This window comes from Micromonospora sp. Utrum1, from assembly GCF_057197805.1.
In genome coordinates, this window is the sequence record NZ_CM170071.1 from 5,169,875 (window position 1) to 5,186,652 (window position 16,778).

The 16,778-nt window shown below is 69.2% G+C and carries 18 protein-coding genes and 4 pseudogenes; 10 read left to right on the plus strand and 12 right to left on the minus strand.

Going from position 1 to position 16,778, the window contains the following annotated elements:
• Window positions 1-6: 6 nt before the first annotated feature.
• Both AC0OLQ_RS24340 and AC0OLQ_RS24345 read right to left on the minus strand, forming a co-directional pair.
• A pseudogene (locus AC0OLQ_RS24340) lies at window positions 7-174 on the minus strand (transposase); the annotation flags it as partial.
• Window positions 175-527: 353 nt separating this feature from the next.
• Window positions 528-1,010, minus strand: a complete 483-nt coding sequence (locus AC0OLQ_RS24345; protein WP_484528208.1) for a DUF6766 family protein — start codon at window positions 1,008-1,010, stop codon at window positions 528-530.
• Between the two features lie 954 nt (window positions 1,011-1,964).
• Between AC0OLQ_RS24345 and AC0OLQ_RS24350 the strand changes: the two genes are divergently transcribed.
• The gene (locus AC0OLQ_RS24350) at window positions 1,965-2,231 is read left to right on the plus strand and encodes an STAS domain-containing protein (RefSeq protein WP_484532415.1); all 267 of its coding nucleotides are present in this window, start codon (window positions 1,965-1,967) and stop codon (window positions 2,229-2,231) included.
• A 61-nt stretch (window positions 2,232-2,292) separates the two neighbouring features.
• On the opposite strand, the gene AC0OLQ_RS24355 is transcribed toward AC0OLQ_RS24350, so the two are convergent.
• The 4 genes from AC0OLQ_RS24355 to AC0OLQ_RS24370 all read right to left on the minus strand — a co-directional run bounded on the left by AC0OLQ_RS24355 (window position 2,293) and on the right by AC0OLQ_RS24370 (window position 5,270).
• On the minus strand, window positions 2,293-2,739 hold the full coding sequence (locus AC0OLQ_RS24355; RefSeq protein ID WP_484528209.1) for a PP2C family protein-serine/threonine phosphatase: 447 nt from the start codon (window positions 2,737-2,739) through the stop codon (window positions 2,293-2,295).
• Window positions 2,736-3,509 (minus strand): hypothetical protein, encoded by a 774-nt coding sequence (locus AC0OLQ_RS24360; protein ID WP_484528210.1) that lies wholly within the window; start codon window positions 3,507-3,509, stop codon window positions 2,736-2,738. Before AC0OLQ_RS24360 ends, AC0OLQ_RS24355 begins: the two co-directional genes overlap by 4 nt.
• Before the next feature lie 187 nt (window positions 3,510-3,696).
• Window positions 3,697-4,551: an RNA-guided endonuclease InsQ/TnpB family protein gene (locus AC0OLQ_RS24365; protein ID WP_484528211.1), complete on the minus strand. Its 855-nt coding sequence runs from the start codon at window positions 4,549-4,551 to the stop codon at window positions 3,697-3,699.
• Window positions 4,552-4,775: 224 nt separating this feature from the next.
• Window positions 4,776-5,270 carry a hemerythrin domain-containing protein gene (locus AC0OLQ_RS24370; RefSeq protein ID WP_484528212.1) on the minus strand — a complete coding sequence of 165 codons (495 nt, stop codon included), beginning with the start codon at window positions 5,268-5,270 and terminating at the stop codon, window positions 4,776-4,778.
• Between the two features lie 99 nt (window positions 5,271-5,369).
• On the opposite strand from AC0OLQ_RS24370, the gene AC0OLQ_RS24375 reads away from it, so the two are divergent.
• The 6 genes from AC0OLQ_RS24375 to AC0OLQ_RS24400 all read left to right on the plus strand — a co-directional run bounded on the left by AC0OLQ_RS24375 (window position 5,370) and on the right by AC0OLQ_RS24400 (window position 11,015).
• The gene (locus AC0OLQ_RS24375; protein WP_484532318.1) at window positions 5,370-6,149 is read left to right on the plus strand and encodes a transposase family protein; all 780 of its coding nucleotides are present in this window, start codon (window positions 5,370-5,372) and stop codon (window positions 6,147-6,149) included.
• 442 nt (window positions 6,150-6,591) lie between these two features.
• The gene (locus tag AC0OLQ_RS24380; protein ID WP_484528213.1) at window positions 6,592-6,828 is read left to right on the plus strand and encodes a hypothetical protein; all 237 of its coding nucleotides are present in this window, start codon (window positions 6,592-6,594) and stop codon (window positions 6,826-6,828) included.
• Between the two features lie 15 nt (window positions 6,829-6,843).
• Entirely contained in the window at window positions 6,844-7,062 is a 219-nt protein-coding gene (locus tag AC0OLQ_RS24385) for a Rho termination factor N-terminal domain-containing protein (RefSeq protein WP_484528214.1), read from the plus strand.
• A 1,253-nt stretch (window positions 7,063-8,315) separates the two neighbouring features.
• On the plus strand, window positions 8,316-8,963 hold the full coding sequence (locus AC0OLQ_RS24390) for a hypothetical protein (RefSeq protein ID WP_484528215.1): 648 nt from the start codon (window positions 8,316-8,318) through the stop codon (window positions 8,961-8,963).
• A gap of 158 nt (window positions 8,964-9,121) precedes the next feature.
• Window positions 9,122-9,802: a hypothetical protein gene (locus AC0OLQ_RS24395; protein ID WP_484528216.1), complete on the plus strand. Its 681-nt coding sequence runs from the start codon at window positions 9,122-9,124 to the stop codon at window positions 9,800-9,802.
• Window positions 9,803-10,022: 220 nt separating this feature from the next.
• Window positions 10,023-11,015 (plus strand): hypothetical protein, encoded by a 993-nt coding sequence (locus AC0OLQ_RS24400; protein WP_484528217.1) that lies wholly within the window; start codon window positions 10,023-10,025, stop codon window positions 11,013-11,015.
• A 233-nt stretch (window positions 11,016-11,248) separates the two neighbouring features.
• Here the strand turns inward: AC0OLQ_RS24400 and AC0OLQ_RS24405 are convergent.
• Window positions 11,249-12,054 (minus strand): IS5 family transposase gene (locus AC0OLQ_RS24405; RefSeq protein ID WP_484532363.1). Its coding sequence is split into 2 segments (ribosomal slippage): window positions 11,249-11,716 and window positions 11,719-12,054, totalling 804 coding nucleotides; the frame shifts between segments, so codons are not numbered across the junction.
• 189 nt (window positions 12,055-12,243) lie between these two features.
• Between AC0OLQ_RS24405 and AC0OLQ_RS24410 the strand changes: the two genes are divergently transcribed.
• Entirely contained in the window at window positions 12,244-12,564 is a 321-nt protein-coding gene (locus tag AC0OLQ_RS24410) for an STAS domain-containing protein (protein ID WP_484528218.1), read from the plus strand.
• An 82-nt stretch (window positions 12,565-12,646) separates the two neighbouring features.
• On the opposite strand, the pseudogene AC0OLQ_RS24415 reads toward AC0OLQ_RS24410, so the two are convergent.
• Window positions 12,647-13,044, minus strand: a pseudogene (locus AC0OLQ_RS24415) (transposase); the annotation flags it as partial.
• Window positions 13,045-13,192: 148 nt separating this feature from the next.
• Between AC0OLQ_RS24415 and AC0OLQ_RS24420 the strand changes: the two are divergent.
• Both AC0OLQ_RS24420 and AC0OLQ_RS24425 read left to right on the plus strand, forming a co-directional pair.
• Window positions 13,193-13,438, plus strand: a complete 246-nt coding sequence (locus tag AC0OLQ_RS24420; RefSeq protein WP_484528219.1) for a transposase — start codon at window positions 13,193-13,195, stop codon at window positions 13,436-13,438.
• A 33-nt stretch (window positions 13,439-13,471) separates the two neighbouring features.
• Window positions 13,472-13,759: pseudogene (locus tag AC0OLQ_RS24425) on the plus strand (transposase); the annotation flags it as partial.
• A gap of 257 nt (window positions 13,760-14,016) precedes the next feature.
• Here AC0OLQ_RS24425 and AC0OLQ_RS24430 read toward each other — a convergent pair.
• From AC0OLQ_RS24430 to AC0OLQ_RS24445, 4 genes and pseudogenes are all read right to left on the minus strand, one after another.
• Complete coding sequence (locus tag AC0OLQ_RS24430; RefSeq protein WP_484528220.1) at window positions 14,017-14,625, minus strand: hypothetical protein; 609 nt, start codon at window positions 14,623-14,625, stop codon at window positions 14,017-14,019.
• A 420-nt stretch (window positions 14,626-15,045) separates the two neighbouring features.
• Window positions 15,046-15,276: a hypothetical protein gene (locus AC0OLQ_RS24435; RefSeq protein WP_484528221.1), complete on the minus strand. Its 231-nt coding sequence runs from the start codon at window positions 15,274-15,276 to the stop codon at window positions 15,046-15,048.
• Between the two features lie 121 nt (window positions 15,277-15,397).
• Window positions 15,398-15,628 (minus strand): hypothetical protein, encoded by a 231-nt coding sequence (locus tag AC0OLQ_RS24440; RefSeq protein ID WP_484532533.1) that lies wholly within the window; start codon window positions 15,626-15,628, stop codon window positions 15,398-15,400.
• Between the two features lie 175 nt (window positions 15,629-15,803).
• Window positions 15,804-16,274, minus strand: a pseudogene (locus AC0OLQ_RS24445) (low temperature requirement protein A); the annotation flags it as partial.
• Between the last annotated feature and the right edge of the window lie 504 nt (window positions 16,275-16,778).

Genomic DNA, 16,778 nt, shown 5'->3' on the forward strand with positions numbered 1-16,778 from the left:
GGTCTACCAGCGCCCGGTCCGCCGCCGGCGCCGCCGCGTGCCGTCGCCCATCGCCAGTCGGATCCCGTTGATGACTTGCCGGTGATCCCGCCACCGCCCCCGCGCACCGCCAGGCTCGGGAAGCAGCGGCGCGATCACCGCCCAAGCTTCATCGGTCAATTCACCACGACGCACCACCGGGACGTGGTCAACGATCAACCACTACAAGATCGACAGGACACGCCCTAGTGCAGGTGCGCGGGGTTGACATGGCGCCTCCCGATGGTGAGCCGGTTGCTCGCGTGGCGGCCTGGCTTGGGATATGAAGCGGAATCATCGGATGCCCGTCTTGGCCCGGCGGACCGTACCCGCTTCGTGGGGCCCACACCCTGGCAGTTCTCCGAATCGGGAACGCCGGGGGAGCCGGCGGCGACGGTTGTCTCCGATCAACGCTCGTCACCCGCCCCGCTCCCCTGGTATGGCTTGGATCCGGTCTACCCCACCAGCTGCAGGATTTCGTTTCAGGAGACCGGCCGGCATGGCGGGTGTCAAGGCCGCTCCGGGTCCAGGTCCCGTTCCCGCAGCAGGGCGTCAAGCTTGGCCTCGATCCGCTCGTCGGATTCCCGGGACTGTGACGATCCCCAGTAGTAAAACAGAGCCAAGCCGACGGCCTGCCAGACGAGCTGTAGGAATTCGGATTGCCAGTTCTCGAAGGTCGAGGAGAAGAACTGCGGCAGGAACTCGCTCCAGGCAAACGACTGCCCGTGCTGCCTCGCCTCGTTGCTTTCGGTAATCATCTGAAAGATGAACTGGCCAAGCCAGGAAAAGATAAACAGTGCGCCGGTGATCAACGCGAAGGAGTAGGCCTTGACCCATCGAGGTTTACGGAAGGGCGGTCCCAATGGCCCACCCGATCGGGCCTGGCCCCTGCCTTCCGTTGCTCGCCCCTTACCCCGTTCAGGATCCTTGGACCGGGACCCACCGGTCGCCGTTCGGCTCGCGCCCGCCATCGCACTCACCTTCTTTTCCATGTTCTCGCAGGACGGCTGCATGGTGCCCCGTGCCGACGGTGGATAAACAAGGTTGCCGCTGGTGGGTAGCCTGCCGCGTCGCGGTCGGTGCCGTGCTCAGGAGTGTGGCGCTGCTGTCCGGAGCCCGCGATCCCGGTGGTTTCGCACGCGATCACAGGGGCACCGTCTCCGGCGCGCACGAGCCTGATCGGCGGTGGCGGGGTGCTCTGGCTCTACGGCCTGGTCATCGACCACGAGAGCGGTGCCAACTCGTACCGCTCAACGGCGCCGACAACTGGCTGCACCTCTACCGTGGGCTCGGCATTATCGCGCCCGGTGTGGAATTCACCCGCAGGCTGGCCAATAGACGCTGAACCCATGGTTTCAGCGGCGCCGCGACCCTGGTTGCGGTGCCGCCTCATTGAGTTACCTGGTACCGGCGACGATGTCGGCCTGGTGCCGTCCCGCGCCATGCCGCCACGCGACACCGCGCCCTCCCAGCGGTGATCCGCGAGGGGAAGTCGAACGCCGGCAGACGCCACAGCGGAGGTTGTCCGCCCTCCCCTCACGGGCATTATCCGTGATGGCGAGACGTCGAGGCGTTCGCCGGCCAGCCGCAGGCACGGCCGCCCTCTACGACTCGCGCCGGCGGGCCTCTGCCATCCGATGTGATCGTCAATCGGCTATCGGGGAGGGGGACATGCTGGGCTACCGTCCCGCCATGGGCAGCGGCGGGGCGGACGGCTCCGGTACGGGGTGAAGCCTCCCGGACAGGCGTCGGAGTGCCGTTATTATCGGAAGGGATCACGGCCGCAAGGCTAACCGAGTTGCGTCACATGGTCGCCCGGTGACAGCGCGGATCCCGGCGCGACCGACTGCAGGGGACGATGGTGACGATGGCCCGCAGGAGACCTGGCACTGGCGTGTTGACGTCAGCGCCGACCGTGCTGTGCTGCGTTGTCCGGCGAGATCGACATGTCCGGCGCCGACCGGCTCGAAGAGCTGCTACGCGAGACGATCGGCCAGGTGAGAGTCGTCGAGGTAGACCTGGAACGATTGAGCTTTATCGACTCGACGGTGCTCAGCAAGCTGGTGGGCGCACGCTACGAGGCAGTCGACAGGTGTAGGCCTCACTCTGGTCAACGCCGCCGGTTAGGTCCGCCGGGTCCTCGAGATCACCGGCATCATGCAACTGCTCGGCACTGCCGCCGGTGGGCCGGCGGCAGCGGCCTGAACGCGTAGGTATCGGGTGTACACGAGACGAACACGGTGTCCGTCGTGACACCCGTGGTGGGTAGCACGGTCAGGCCCTGACCGGCGAGGTTCCCTTCACCTGCGCGGGCTCAAGGAAGCGGACCATGAGTACGGTGGCGTCGTCCTGGAGCCGGTCGTCCTGATGGGTGAGGATCGCGTGCACGAGGCGCCGGATGGTCTCGGGCAGTGGAAGCTCGTCGGCCAGGGCCTTGACGGTGAAATCGACCAGTCGGCCGATGCCGAACCTCTCCCCGTCGGCCGACCGGGCCTCGATGATGCCGTCGGTGTAGAAGAGCAGATCGTCTCCGGGCTCCAGCGCTTTCTCCACGACCGTGGGTGGGCGCCTGTCGCCGAGGGTGACCGGCAGGGCGGTGGGGGTCGGTAGGACGGTGACGACCTTGCCGCGTCGCAGGACCAGCCCGCCGGGGTGCCCGGCGGAGATGACCCGTAGCCGGCCGGTCCGCTGGTCGAGTTCGGCCAGCACGCCGGTGATCAACCCACGCCGGTCATGGTCGCGTACGGCGGAGTCGATGTGGTGGGGTACGTCTCGATCAGATCGAGCCCGCCCCGGCGAGCGTTGCGGTACGCGGCCAGGGCCAGACTGGCGAGCATCACCGCGTTCATACCGCCTCCGGAGCCGTGCCCGACGGCGTCGAACAGGGCGAGATGGGCGATGTCGCCGTTGACTGCGTAGTCGAAGGCGTCGCCGCCCACGTCGTAGCAGGGCTCCAGCATTCCGCTGATGATCATGTTCCCGGTGGAGAAGGTTAGCGGTGGTAGTTGGGCGCGCAGCATCTCGGCCGCCAGGCGCATCGGCGCCCGCCGGCGGACCCGCTCGACAGTGTCGCTGTAGTGGGACCGGCTGATCACCAGGTCGGCGAGCAGGGAGGCGACCGCCTCGAACGCGGCCACCGAGGCGTCGGATACGGGGACCGCGCTGATCACCTCCGCGACGCCCATGCGCTCCAGGCCGTTGAGCAGCGGCAGCCATAGCCGCGCGTCGCCAGCGCCCACAGCGGCGCCAAAGGGACGGATCATGCTGAACGCCCGTCCGGCCAGGGTTCCGTCGATGGCCAGCGCCTGACGCGGTGCTGCGCTCAGCTCGGGCATGGGAAGCAGCTGACGCTGCTCGTGGTCCGCCAGGTAGAGGATCATGTCGTCCGCGCCGAGCTGCCACGCGGCCTGGCGCGCAAGCCCGGGCAGGTCCTCCGGTCGGGCGTGGTGCGACTGCCGTAGCAGACTGTGCAGCGCGTCCTGCTCGCTCATACCCACCCACCTCCGCTGCCCCATCCACGCGTGCGCGTTCAACCGCTCAGCGTACGCCCGATCTCCGCTCATCCCTCAGCGATGCTGCGGGCGGCCTCGACCCGCGGGTTTGTGTGAATGAGTAGGGCTGGTTTGCGAAGCGGTGGTGTGTCCCCGTAGATGGGCACTCCCACGGCTACGGCCTGTTTCATAACTCGGTGGAGTTGTGAGACAGCGCCCTTCTCGGGCGTCCGCGCCTCGCCCCGGGTGGGGTGGGTACGGTTCCTGCGTCGTCGGGGCCGGTTTCGCCCGCGCGTGTGCGCGGGCCAGAGCCTTCCCCTCGGCCGGCGTTGGTGACCGGGCCCCCTGCGGGGAGGTCCCGGACCTGGGCGTGGTGCTGCTCGGCCCAGACAGCGAGGTTGACCGCGGCGTTGTGGTCCCGATCGGCCTGATATCCGCACGCCTGGCAGGTGAACGTGCGCTGGTGCAGAGGCATTGCGGGGGCCACGGTCCGGCATGCGGAACAGGTCTTGGTCGACGGGTACCAGCGGTCGACCAGGGCCAGTTGGCCGGCGCGCCACTGCTGCTTGTAGGCCAGTTGGCGGGCCAGTTCGCCCCATGCCGCGTCGGCGACCGCCGACGCCAGGCGGGCGTGGTGGCGGCCTAGCCGGGCCGCGGCCTTGGCACGGTTGTTGGAGCCGCGCTGTTTGCGGGTGACCTTCCGGGACAGGCGGCGCTGGCGCGCCACCGCGGCCCGGGCGGGCCGTGGCCAGCCGTCGACCCGCAGGACCTGCGTGCCGTCGGCGCGCGCTGCGGCGACGAACGTCGACAGGCCCCGGTCGACACCCACCCACCCTGCGGCGCCGGTGTTCGGCTCGTGGCGGCGGGCATCGTGCAGGTCGGCGGCGTCGCAGGTCAGTGACACCGCCCACCGGCCGGCCCGGTGGCTGACCGTCGCGGACACCACCTTCGCCCGCCCCTCGGCCAGCATGCGCCGCACCCGGCGGGTGTCCTGCCGTACCGCCAGGGCGCCGATGCCAGGCAGGGTCACGGTCCGCGGCACGTGCTCACCGACCCGGATACCCGCCCGACCTGCGGCAGAGGTCCTGCTGCGGATGCGAAACGACAGCGGTGCGCGTTTCTTCGACTTGAACCTCGGAAAACCGACCCGCCGACCCCGCCGGTGACCGGTGCCCGATGCCGTGTACGCGGACAGGCCGCGGCCCAGATCGACCGCGGCTTCTTCAAAGACCTGCTGACACCGGGGCGAGGAATCTATCCGTCGGATCAGGCCCGCACGGCGTCCATGGCCTTTTTCAGCGCGAGGGGTGCGGTCGGCTTCCGGGGGGCCTTCTTCATCAGGTCGGCCAGCCGCGCGCCGAGGTCCTGCAACTGTTTAGGGGAAAGAGCCTCGTACACCTTCGGGAACCACTCCCGTTCTTCTTCCTCAATGTGGTGGGTGACCGCCTCGATAAGGACCATCGTCTTGGCCTCGAAATGTTCGTTGTCGGGGCTCATCATGGCGAGTTCAAAGCCCAGCACGTCCGCGACGTGGTGCTCCTCGTAGGATTCCAGTACCGCTTCATTGAGGTCCGGCAGCAGCCGGCGGGTTTCCGGGTACATGCACTCGTTCTCGATGTAGGTGTGCACGGTGAGGGCTTCGAGAATCTGGTTGACCACCTGGCCCTTCCTGCTTGCGTCCGCCGCGTCCTGGAATTCCTTGAACAACCTGCGGATCTTGCGGTGGTCCTCGATGAGCAGATCGATGGCGTCGGTGGGCATGTTGCTCCCTCGAATGGCTCTGGGTGGCGCCTCCGAGCCTAAGGGATGTCTCGTAACCCTGGCGTCCGTCTCTTGAGGATGATCGGGCAGGATGCCCGGGTGCAGGTGATCACCGCAACCCACCCTGAGTGGATCTTCCCGTTCACCGGGCTGCAGCCCGCCCAGTTCCGCAAGCTGGTCCGGCTGGTCGCCGAGCGTGGCGGTGACGCCATCGCCGACGGCCGGCCGGGCCGGCAGTGGGCCCTGGACCTCGCCGACCGGGTGCTGCTGGTGGCCACCTACTGGCGCACGAACCTGACGATGCGCCAGATCGGCCCGCTGTTCGGGGTGTCGCACTCCGCAGCGCACCGGGTCATCGACACCCTTGCGCCGCTACTGGCCCTCGCGCCGGTGCGCAAACGGCCAGTCGAGCAAATCGCCATCGTCGACGGCACCCTGATCCCCACCCGCGATCACCGCCTGGCCGCCCGGAGCAAAAACTACCGCTACTCGGCGAACCTGCAGGTCGCCATCGACGCCAGCACCCGCCTGGTCATCGCCATCGGCGACCCACAACCCGGCAACCGCAACGACACCATCGTCTACCGCACCAGCGGCATCGACCAGAAACTGGACGGGCGCCCGGTGATGGCCGACGGCGGCTACCGCGGCAACCCCGAGGTGATCATGCCGTACCGCAAGCCCGCCGACGGCAGCGACCTCCCGGACTGGAAGGAAGCCCTGAACGTCGAACACCGCAGGGTCCGAGCAGGGGTCGAACACGCCCTGGCCAGGATGAAGTGCTTCAAGATCCTGCGCGACTACCGCCGCGCCGCCCACACATTGGCCGACGCCACTTCCGGCATCGCCAACCTCCACAACATCATCCTCGCTGGCTGACCACCGGTCCGGCGTCGGGCAACGCCTTCACCCAGTTACGAGACGTCCCTTAGACCCGGCCGAACGCATCATTCCGAGAAATTGGCAATGCCATATGGGTGGGATGGTTGCCATAGTGTCAGGACTTCTCGGTGTCGTCGGCGCGGTTTCTGCCGGCAACGGTGGGGCCGGCGCTACCACTTCGTATCGCCCGGCTACGCAACGTCCAGGTGGCCACCACGCCGCTTCCGAGGCCCTCACACGCATCAGTAACCGCGTGGGCGACCCGCCCGTACCCGCGCGGCCCGTGCCCGGCGAGTGGTGATCGGGGCGCCCCAGCCGTAGCAACTCACCGAAAGTGGTCCTACGGCCCGTAGCCTTCCCCTGCGTCACGTGGTCGATGTTGGGTGCGTCCCGGGTCGGGTAACCGCCGGGCGACGGAGCCCGTGAGCAGGAGGTGGAGATGGATTACCAGAAGTCGGACATCGAGGTCGTCTACCGGCGGGGTGACTGGCACAGCTGGAGCGAGATCGTGCGGTGGCTGGAGCGTGGCCTCAGCCAGGACCAGCAGGCCGACAACGAGCTCAGCGAGGCCGAGTCGCGGCAGCTGCTGGACGGCTTTCGCAAGCTCGACCAGCAGGGCGAGCGTTTCACCACGGATCCCGCCGGCGCCTACCGCGCCCTGCAGTCTGTCCGGTGACTGAGGGAGGCACCCATGGCACCCGACCGTGCCCAGATGAGCACCGGCCAGCTGCGCAAGCAGGCCGAACGGGCCGGAATTGACAACGTCGATCAGATGAACAAGGACGACATGATCGAGGCCCTCGGCGGATCGACGAACGCCAACCATGGCGGTGGTCAGACCCAGAAGGATCCAAGGCCGCAGGGGGTCAGCCCGCAGGACTACAAGAACCTTCCGGGCAATCAGACCTGACCGCACCGGCGTCCCGCCATCCCGGCGGGGCGCCGGCCCTCGCCGCCGCGTCCGTACGCGGCCGCGCGCCCACGTCACCGACGTAGGGTGAACCGAGTCACGAGCGCTCACGGGCTACCGCATTGAGTCGATGTGACACCAACGGGAACGGTCGAGGGGTGGCGAAATGGTTCGATCTCTCGCCAACCGTGCCGGGACGGCGGGCCCGCAGAAATTGGGTAGGCCACCCGATATCCCGTGCAGGCCCGCCGCAGAGTGAAACGCGCCGGCGCTGTCGGAGGTCACGGGATCGCGTCCAGCCATTGGATCCATCTCGCCCTCATGGAGGGATGACGCCAGCGATAGGCCTTTGAGTAATGGAAGGTCGGGGTGCGCGGCCTCATCCCCGACGGAACCACATCGCCGGTACGACGTGACGGCCGATATCACCCGCAGGAAATCTGGCGCCGGTGGAGATCAATCGAGTGTGAGCACAACGACTTCCCCCGACGGACCGCGGCCCGCTCCGGCGGCGGCCTCCACCGTCGGGCGATGGCACCGTCGCCAGGCTCCTCCGCGTTCCCGATCACATCAGGCGGCATTCGAACAGTTCGTGCGCCAGGTCGTCGATGCATGCCGGTGGCAGCCCGGTCGGGAGCGCCCAAGCCTGCCGCCCGGGCGCGACGCGCCCGATTCCGACCAGCGGCATGCTGTGATCGGGCGACCGCGTTCGGTAGAGTACGGATGATTGATCATCGGCGATGGCCGAGGGTCGGAGGGATGCTGGGATGAGTCGACGGGGCGGGCGGTGGACGCGGGTCGCGCTGCGCTTCGGGCTCCTGGTCGGCGGGGTCGTTGTGACGTGGGGCGCCCACGAGGCTGCCACCACCGCGACCGCCTACGCCGCCGACCGTCCGCCGGCCGCGCCGATCGACGCCGCCGTCGACCTGCTCACCGACGTCCTCCGCCCAGTTCTCGAGGCGGCGACACCCTCGCCGACACCGCAGGTGCCCATCAGCGACCCCGCGTCGCCAGCCGCTCCGCCGAGGGAGCCAGGCTCCCGAGCGGTGCCACCACCCACCCGAACAGCACCGAGCCGCCCGACCCCGGACCAGGCAGCAACCCGGCGGGGCCGGGCGTCACCACCGCCCGCCCACCACGCGGAGCCACCGGCACGGGTCGGCACGCCGAAGGCCGCCGCCGGCGCATCCCGCTCGGCCGCCGGGCTGCATGGCGGGAGTGTGCTGACATCAGCGGGTGATGCCCTGCGCGCGGTGACCGAGCCGGTCCGAACTGGGGTGCTCACCCCGGTGGCCGACGCGCTGCGCCCGGTCACGGGCCTGGTGCAGTCCGACGTGCTCATGCCGGTGGCTGACGCCCTCCGTCCGGTGACCCAGCCGCTCGCCCCGGTCCTCTCGCCCGTCTGGCGAGGGCTGCAGCCGGTGCTCGAGCCGCTGGATCCTGTGCTCGAGACCCTCGAACCGGTGACGGACCTTCTGGACCCGCCGGCCGCCACACCACCGGCGACGACGCCGCCGACCAGCCCGGCCGGCGGCCCGGTGCCTGGCACCGGTCCGGGCCGCACCATGCCTGCCACCGGACCGGTCGTCGCCACGCCTGACAAGCCCGCTGCGGGACTCGACTCCACCAGCACCCCGCCGGACTGGCACGCCACCACACAGCTGTCATCCCTGCCGCGCCTCGCCCGGCCGGCCGCGCCGCACCTGCCCTGGCCGGATGCCGGCTCCCCGCCCGCCCCCGGCACCAGTGGGTCCGGCGCGTCCGGTGCTGTCCACGGGGGCCCGGCCGACGCCCCCGCGTCGGTCTGGACGCCACCCAGCGTGGCCGAGCGCCTCTGCCACCCGACCGGTGGCGACGCTCTGCCGTCCCGCTCGCCCCGCCCGGACACCCGGCCCGCCTGACCGGCGGGCCGTTCCGTGCCGTCCGCGCGGCACCGGCGGCCTCTGCGTACCCCTATGCCTGACGGCCCTTGGTGGCCCACGCCGGCTCGCGGTGGCCCCGCAACGACGCCGGCATCGTTCCCGACGTGTCCCATCACAATGATGGCCAGGAGTTATCCATGAACGTGACCCAGCCCGTCGTCCGGGCTCGGTGGTGCGACATCGGCCGGATCGCCGATCTTGTCACCGAAACCCTCGCTCCCACCGGGCTCGGCGCCTGGCTCGTCCCCGACGAGCGACGCCGGCCGACCATCCTCGCCGCTGTGTCTCGGATCTGGATCGAACACGCGCTGCTCTTCGGCGATGCGTTCCTGCTACCCAACGGCACCGCCGCGACCGTCTGGTTCCACCGCTACCGGCCCATCCCGCCCCCAGCCCGATACGCCGACCGGCTCACAGAAGCATGCGGCGCGCACCTGGATCGCTTCCTGCAGTTGGACCAGGCCCTCGCCGCGCGGCGTCCTACCGAGGCGCACAACCACCTGGCCCTGCTCGCCGCGCCGGGCCCGGCGGAGTCGGGCCACGCCGCGGCGGCCCTCGCCGGAGCGCAGCAGTGGATGGACACACTCGGGCTGCCCACGTACGTGGAGGTGTTCACCGACGACGACCGAAGGCTGTTTCGACGGCACGCGTACACCGACCGGGACGCCGTTCCGCTCGGCGATCACACCCCCGCGCACTCGATGTGGCGGTTGTCGCCGCTGTGGAAGGGACGGTCCAGCCGTAACGTCCGCTCACCCGTGCGGCGTCCGCTGGTCCTACCACACAACAACCCGTCGACCCGGTGGGCGCTGCACTGAAGCCACCCGATCTGGCCGGGATGGCCCCGCCATTCCGGCCAGCGGGCCAGGGCATCGGCCCGTTGTCCGTCTCGCCTGTGACCAATACGGCGCCCCGGCTGATCGGCTCGTTAGGGGAAGAAGAAGCCGCATCTACTGCCGGGCGTATGACGTCCCACAACTGCGCAGCTTGGGGACACCGCCATCGCTGACCAGCCGCATCTGCTACCCGGAGAACCGCGTGACCAACCACCTGCCCGTCTGTCGCGCCCACTGGCACGACATCCCGCAGATCGTGGATCTTGTCGTCGGCCCCTTCGCCGACAGCACGATCGGCGCATGGCTCGTACCCGACGAACACCGTCGGCGGGACATCCTCAGCGCCGTCGTCCGCGTCTGGATCGAACACGCGCTGCTGTTCGGCGAGGCCCATCTCCTGCACGATCGTTCCGCCGCCGCCGTGTGGCTGCACCGCCACGGTCCCATCTCACCGCCGATCGGGTACGGCGAGCGGCTCGCTGTCGCCTGCGGCGACTACGTGGACCGTTTCCTGCACCTCGATGACGTTCTGCACTCGCACCGACCCGACGGCCCGCACCACCACCTGGCGTTCTTCACCGTCGCGCCGAAGCCGTACCGGGTCAGGCGTGCCCGCACCCTGCTTGCCAGCAGCAACGCGCGAATGGGCCAGATGCCGATGCCCACCTACACGGAGGTGACAACCCTCGCCGACCGGGACCTGTACGCACGGCACGGCTACGTCCCCCTCGAACCATTCACCCTCCCCGACGGCAGCCCCACCTACCCCATGTGGCGCACTCCAGGACAGCGTCGGCGCCGCGACCGCTCATCCACCCCATCCTCCCGCCCCGACCAGCCCACCCCCGCCCTGAACGACCGCCCGATCCGGCTCATCCTCGACACCTCCGCCATCCTCGCGTTCACCGAGGGCTCGACCGCCGTGGGCGAAGCGATCGCCAAGGTCGCCAGCGAGGAATCCCTCTTCGGGCTACCTGTGATGTGCCTGGCCGAGGCAGCCCTATCAGTCATCGACACCGACCGGCTCGACCTCCTGGTCAACCATCCGGCCGCGGCGGTGCTGACCGTCGACCCGCTCCAGTGGAAAACCTTCGCCGCCACCCACCGCGCGGTCGGCCGGCTCGACACCGCGGGCGCTCTACTCGCGGCGTCGGGCAACGACTGCAAGGTTCTGTCCGGTCAGCCCGGGCGGTAGCGGGTCCGACCTAATAGGGAGGCGAACTGTTAGCTCGACGAGTGGCAGAGGTCCACCCGTTCGCCTGGCAGCGCCAGCGACGACCGGTTGTGTAGGCATCGAAGCCGACGGGCCGAACTGCCCGTGCGAGCGCAGCTGCCCATCGGCGGCTGGAGCAGACCCTCGCCGAGTTCGCCGACGACGACCTGGGCCCGGACGTGCTGCGGATGCAGCGATCCTGTTAAGAGCGTGTCTCAGGTGGTGAGTTTGAGGTAGCGCTTGTGGCAGGTCAGTGCGGCGGCGAGGGTGATGAATGCGCAGTACAGGCCGGGGTTGCGTTCGTAGCGGATGGTCAGCCGGCGGTAGCCGGTGAACCATGCGAAGGTCCGCTCGATGACCCACCGGTGCCGGCCGAGGCGGTTCGGGGACTCGATGCCCCGGCGGGCGATGCGGGGTCGGATGCCACGCTGGCGCAGCATGCGGCGCAGGTGCGGGTAGTCGTATCCCTTATCGGCGTGCAGCTTGTCGGGCCGTCGTCGGCGGGGGCCGCGACGGGACTTGACGGCGGGGATGGCCTGGACCAGGGATTCCAGGCAGCGGCTGTCGTGGGTGTTCGCCGCCGACACGCCCACGGACAACGGAAGCCCGCCGCGTTCGGACAAGGCGTGGATCTTGCTGCCGGGTTTGCCCCGGTCGACCGGGCTCGGACCGGTCAGAGCGCCCCCCTTTTCGCCCGCACGTAGGCGGCGTCGGCGGTAGCGCGGGACCAGTCGATCAGCCCTTGCGCGCCGAGCTGGTCCAGGGCGGCCACGTGCAGCCTGCGCCACAGCCCGGCGGCCGTCCAGGCGGTGAACCGGCGGTGCGCGGTGGCCCTGGACACCCCGAACCCGGGCGGGAGGTGCCGCCACGCGCAACCGGTGCTCAGCACGTACACGATCGCCGCGAACACAGCCCGCGCGTCGATCGGCGGGGTTCCCCCACCCTGCCGACGCCGAGGCGGCGGCGGGATCAACGGGCCCGCCAGATTCCACAACTCGTCAGGCACCCACTGCCGGATCAACCGCTCGTCCACAGTAGAAGTGATCTACCACGAAGGTCAGCCGACCGCCACCCGAGACACCCTCTAAAGGGCCCAGTGCGGGCAGATTAGCATCGAACACAAGAAGGTGCCGTTTCCGTGGGTGGGCGTTAGGGTTCCGAGCACACCGCAAGATTGGATGTGGAATTCGCATGAAAGAACACGCGACAGGTGGGTAACTTCACGATCAGTACATCCCTTGCGGCGGACGGCACCTCTACGATTCACGTGCGCGGCGATATCGATATCGCCGCTTCCGAAGACCTGAAGGCCGCGCTAATGAACGAGGTCACGCGTCGCCGCCCACCCAGACTGGTAGTCGACATGCTGCACGTCACGTTCGTGGACTCCATGGGCTTGGCGGCCCTCCTCGCCGCCCAGCGCGCCGCCCGAGGGCTGGGCACTTCGCTGGCGGTGCGGCAAGTCAGCACTTTTTTAGAAAGGCAGCTTCGAATGGCAGGGGTCTACGAGGTGCTCACCGGCGACCGATAGTCACTTCCGGTCATACCCGCTGAGCCCCTTACCCCGCCGCGCTTCACGACTAAAAACGAACGGTAGGCCGAACTCCGCGGCCGACCTGAGCATTCTCGATCCGGCCGGCGGTGCCGGTGTACTGCCGCTGCCCCCCACCGAACAGGCGCCCTTCTTCAGGAACCCGGTCTCATCAGCGATCAGCACACCGTCGGGGTGACCGAGCTGCTCGATCAGCCAGGCGCGAACATCTTCTCGGACGGCGTCGGCGTCCCACACCGCCGTACGCAGCAGCCGCTGCATCGCCTGGGGATCCGCACGACCAGCCCGTTCCGCCAGGGACCAGCACGTCTTGCGCTCCACCACCGACAGCAGTCTCTCGACGAACGCCGCCATGCTCCGGCTCGGCTCGGCCCGAACGAACCGGCCAGCCACACGCGCTACCGCCGCGTCGAGGATGCTTCGCCATCGGGCAACGTCTACGCTGGGGCCCGCGGCCACCGCACGATCTTCGGTTGTCTTCACAAACCATCGATGATCACGCGGTGGCCGTCTTCATGCCTGCGCCACGCCCAGCGCCGGAGCCAAATGACGTTGGAGTATAAGAACTCCTAACAGAATGATCTAGGCAGACGCGGGTCTGTCCCTGATGGACGTTCAACTACAGTGTTCGGCCGTGAGGCGAGGTGAGCAGCCGCCGTGGATCGTCTCGGACGACCTGTGGCCCGAGGTCGAGCCGTTGCTGCCGCCCCGCCCGCCTCGTCGGCAGCGCTATCCCGGTCGCAAGCCGCTTGATGACCGGCAGGTGTTGTGCGGGATCTTGTTCGTGCTCTACACCGGAATCCCGTGGGAGTTCCTTCCTCAGGAGCTCGGGTTTGTCCCGCATCGGGCTTGATGGAGACATCGAAACCTGGGAGGAACACCAGCGATGCCCGCACCGAGGAAGTACAACGATGAGCTGCGTGAGCGTGCGACGCGGTTGGCCGTCGAGGCCCGCCGGGACCCGGCGTCCGCGGTCGGAGCGATCCGGCGGATCGCCGGTCAGCTCGGGGTTCATCCGGAGGCGTTGCGCACGTGGGTGAAGAAGGCCGAGACCGACGCCGGTGAGCGGTCGGGCATCACCAGCAGCGACGCCGAACGCCTCGCCGTGTTGGAACGGGAGAATCGTGAGCTGCGGCGGGCGAATCAGATCTTGAAGTCCGCGGCGTCTTTCTTCGCGGCGGAGTTGTGCGCCATGTAGCGCTGATTGATCGAGGAGGGGTGAGAGTCCGCTCCCGCCGGGTCGTCGCAGCGGCCTGGTGAAGCCTGAGGGCAGCCTGATCCGCAGCAACGGCGGTGAGGGTGGCAAGCGGCCCTGACGAGGGCGGGACGATAGCTAGACCGCGGTGAGTCGCTGCGACGGATACACCCGGCTTGCCAGCAGGTGTGGCGATCGGTTGGTCGCCTTGGTCGGTTGAGGTGATGGCGAGCAGCTCACTTCTCCGCGCGATGCGCGCAATTCTGGGGAGGGCTGTCGCCCGCCTCGATGAACTGTTCACACGTGAGGAAGCGGTAATTGAAGTGACCGAGGAGGAAGCCGATCAGCGCCACGGTGGCGACGATCGCGGCCAGGGTGACTTTGAGCCGGCGGCCCGGGAGGGTGAAGTATTTGGGTGCGAGTAGCCGGACGATGACGGCCGCGACGAACGGCACCACGGCGATCGTAGCGACGTTCAGCACCCGGTCAGCGGTCTGTGCCACGGCCTCGTGTGGCCGCGGCACGCCAAGTCTTAGCAGCAGGAGCGCAACCGGAGGGAGGAAGAACAGCAGCACCCAACGGTGGGTATGCACCCGGCGGCGGAGCAGGAGGGCGCTCAGGAGTACGACGAGGGACAGCACGAACAGTTCCTGTCGCCGGTAGTAGAAGATGGTCCGGTGCGTGCCGAGGGAGTACGCCAGGTCCCAGGCGAAAAGTGAGGCGCCAAACGCGATGGCGTAGAAGCCTTGCAGCTTCTGCTCCGCCGTTCCACGTAGGAGGTCGTCCCCCTCGGTGAGCTGTCGCGACTTCTCCGCAGCCCGCTCGACCGGACCCTCTCCGCTCATGCCCCCTGCCAATCGTGCTCGTCGCCCGGCCGTGCGGTTCAACACCTCCCGGGCCCATGGGCAAGGGAGCGGGAGGAGCGAACGGGCGGCTGGGTCCCCGCGACCTCTATGCCCGTAACGACGGCGAGGCGCGTTGCGCTTCGGTCCAGACCTGCTCAGCCGACGTTTGGCGGCAGCTGCTCAACGGCAGGCATCCGCTCGGACGTGCACACCGCACCACGGCGGCAGATCGGCTGCCCACACCCGCCAGCCGCCGGCGTCTCGCCGCGTCTCGAACCGCCACGGGTGAGCTGTGCCGCTGAGGTCTGGGCCAGGGCCAGGCCGGTCGGGGTGTCGGCGAGCCCGGCCGCGCCGAGAATGGTGGCCAGCGGGTGCCGGCCGCGACGGCCGGGGCCAACCGGACCAGCAGCGAGCCGGCCATCAGCGCCTGCCCGGTCCGCTGCGGTAGCGGGTGATGCCCCAGGCGGCCGGAACGGCCAGCGCCATGGACCGCACGGTGGCGATGACCGCCGTGCTGACGCTGTTGATAAACGAGGCGGTCACCCCGGGCCGGTTCAGCGCGGTGAGGTAGTTGTCCAGGCTGAACCGTTCGGGCAGCACGGTCGGCGGCACGGCGATCGCGTCGCTGGCCGGCTTGAACGAGGTCAGCACCAGGTAGGCTTCGAACCAGCTACTCGCGCCGGTTGGTACGTGGCGCGGGTAGGGCGATGGCGGTGGGGATCACAGCGGGCTAGCTGATGGGGTTGACGGCTCGGGGGTCGGTCAGGATGGCCTACGGTCGCGGCTCGTGCAGCCGCCGCCGTAGCTCGGCGGCGCGTTGAGAGTCGATCATCATGACGGCGGCGGTGGCGGCCGTCAGGATGGCCAGCGCCCACAACGGCGGCAGTAGGCTGGTCACCAGCGCGAGGATCGCCACCAGCAGGATTCCGGTGGCCCGTACCCAGCGGATTTCGCGCTGGATACGCCACCAGAATGCCTGGTTGGCGAGGAGGTAGACGAGCACTCCGGCGAAGAGGCTGGCGTGCCCAGTGGGGTGAGCGCCGGTCCCGAGGGGTCGCTGACCACGTCAAGGATTCTCCGCGAGCAGTATCAGCCCGACGATCATAGGCAGGTGCAGGTAGGCGTACGCGTCGCGCGCCAGCCCCGCCCCGGTCGCTCCCGGTTCGGTCCTGCATGACGCGCTCCCCGGCGAGAGCGTCCGTGTCGAAGTACGCCCACCAGAGCGCGGCCAGCAGAACCATGCTGGTGGCGATGGCAACGATCACCGACCAGGAAATCGCGCGGCCAAAGACGGCCACTCCCGTCGAGATGATCGACTCGCCCAGCGCGATGAGGATGATCAGGGCGTACCGGTCGGTCCAATGCTTGGCCGAACTCACCCGCCAGAACCGCCGGACGCCGAGGCATCCCCCGGCGAGGTCGACGACGATGGCTACCAGCCAGAGAGTCACCACGAGCCGGCTCAGCCCCTCGGCGGGATGCGGCCGCGAGGAAGCCAGCGCGGCGCACACCAGCAGGACGAGCGCGGCCACGGTCGGAAGCCCTGCCCGCAGCAGTTCAGCGGGTGGTGCCCGCTCCGGGCGGACGACCAGCCGGAACGCGGCCAGGTGCAGCACGCGCAGGCCGATGTAGCAGAGCACGACGATCATCGCCCTCGGCGGCAGCCTCCGCGGCGGCGCGCGCACCGAGCTGGCGACGCTGCTCGCCGGGCGGACCGCGCTGTCGCCTGCGGAGGTGGACGACCTGAACCTGCGCCTCGCCGCCGAGGACCGCACCGACGTGTCGTGGCTGCGCGCCGCCGTGCCCGTCCGGGAGACGAAGGCCGGGTTCTGGCGTGGCTGCTCGCGGACCCGGTCGACCCGGCCGCCGTCGAGGCGCACGTGCCGGCGCTGGTCGACACCGCCACCGACGTGCTCCGGTTCCTGGTCGCCCGTTCGGGCGGCGAGTCGCTGATCGACCGGCCCCGCATCGCCCCGGTGTCCCGGCCGCTACGCCGAGTGCTCCTGGCCGCCCTCAACCGGATCGGCGCGGTACATCTCATGCACCGGCACCGCCGGGCGTGGATCGTCGCTGGCGAGCGGCTGCACCCGGGCGAGTACGCCCGCCGGTGGCCCCGCCGTCGCGCTGGCGTTCGCCGTGCTGCGCGGCGCCAA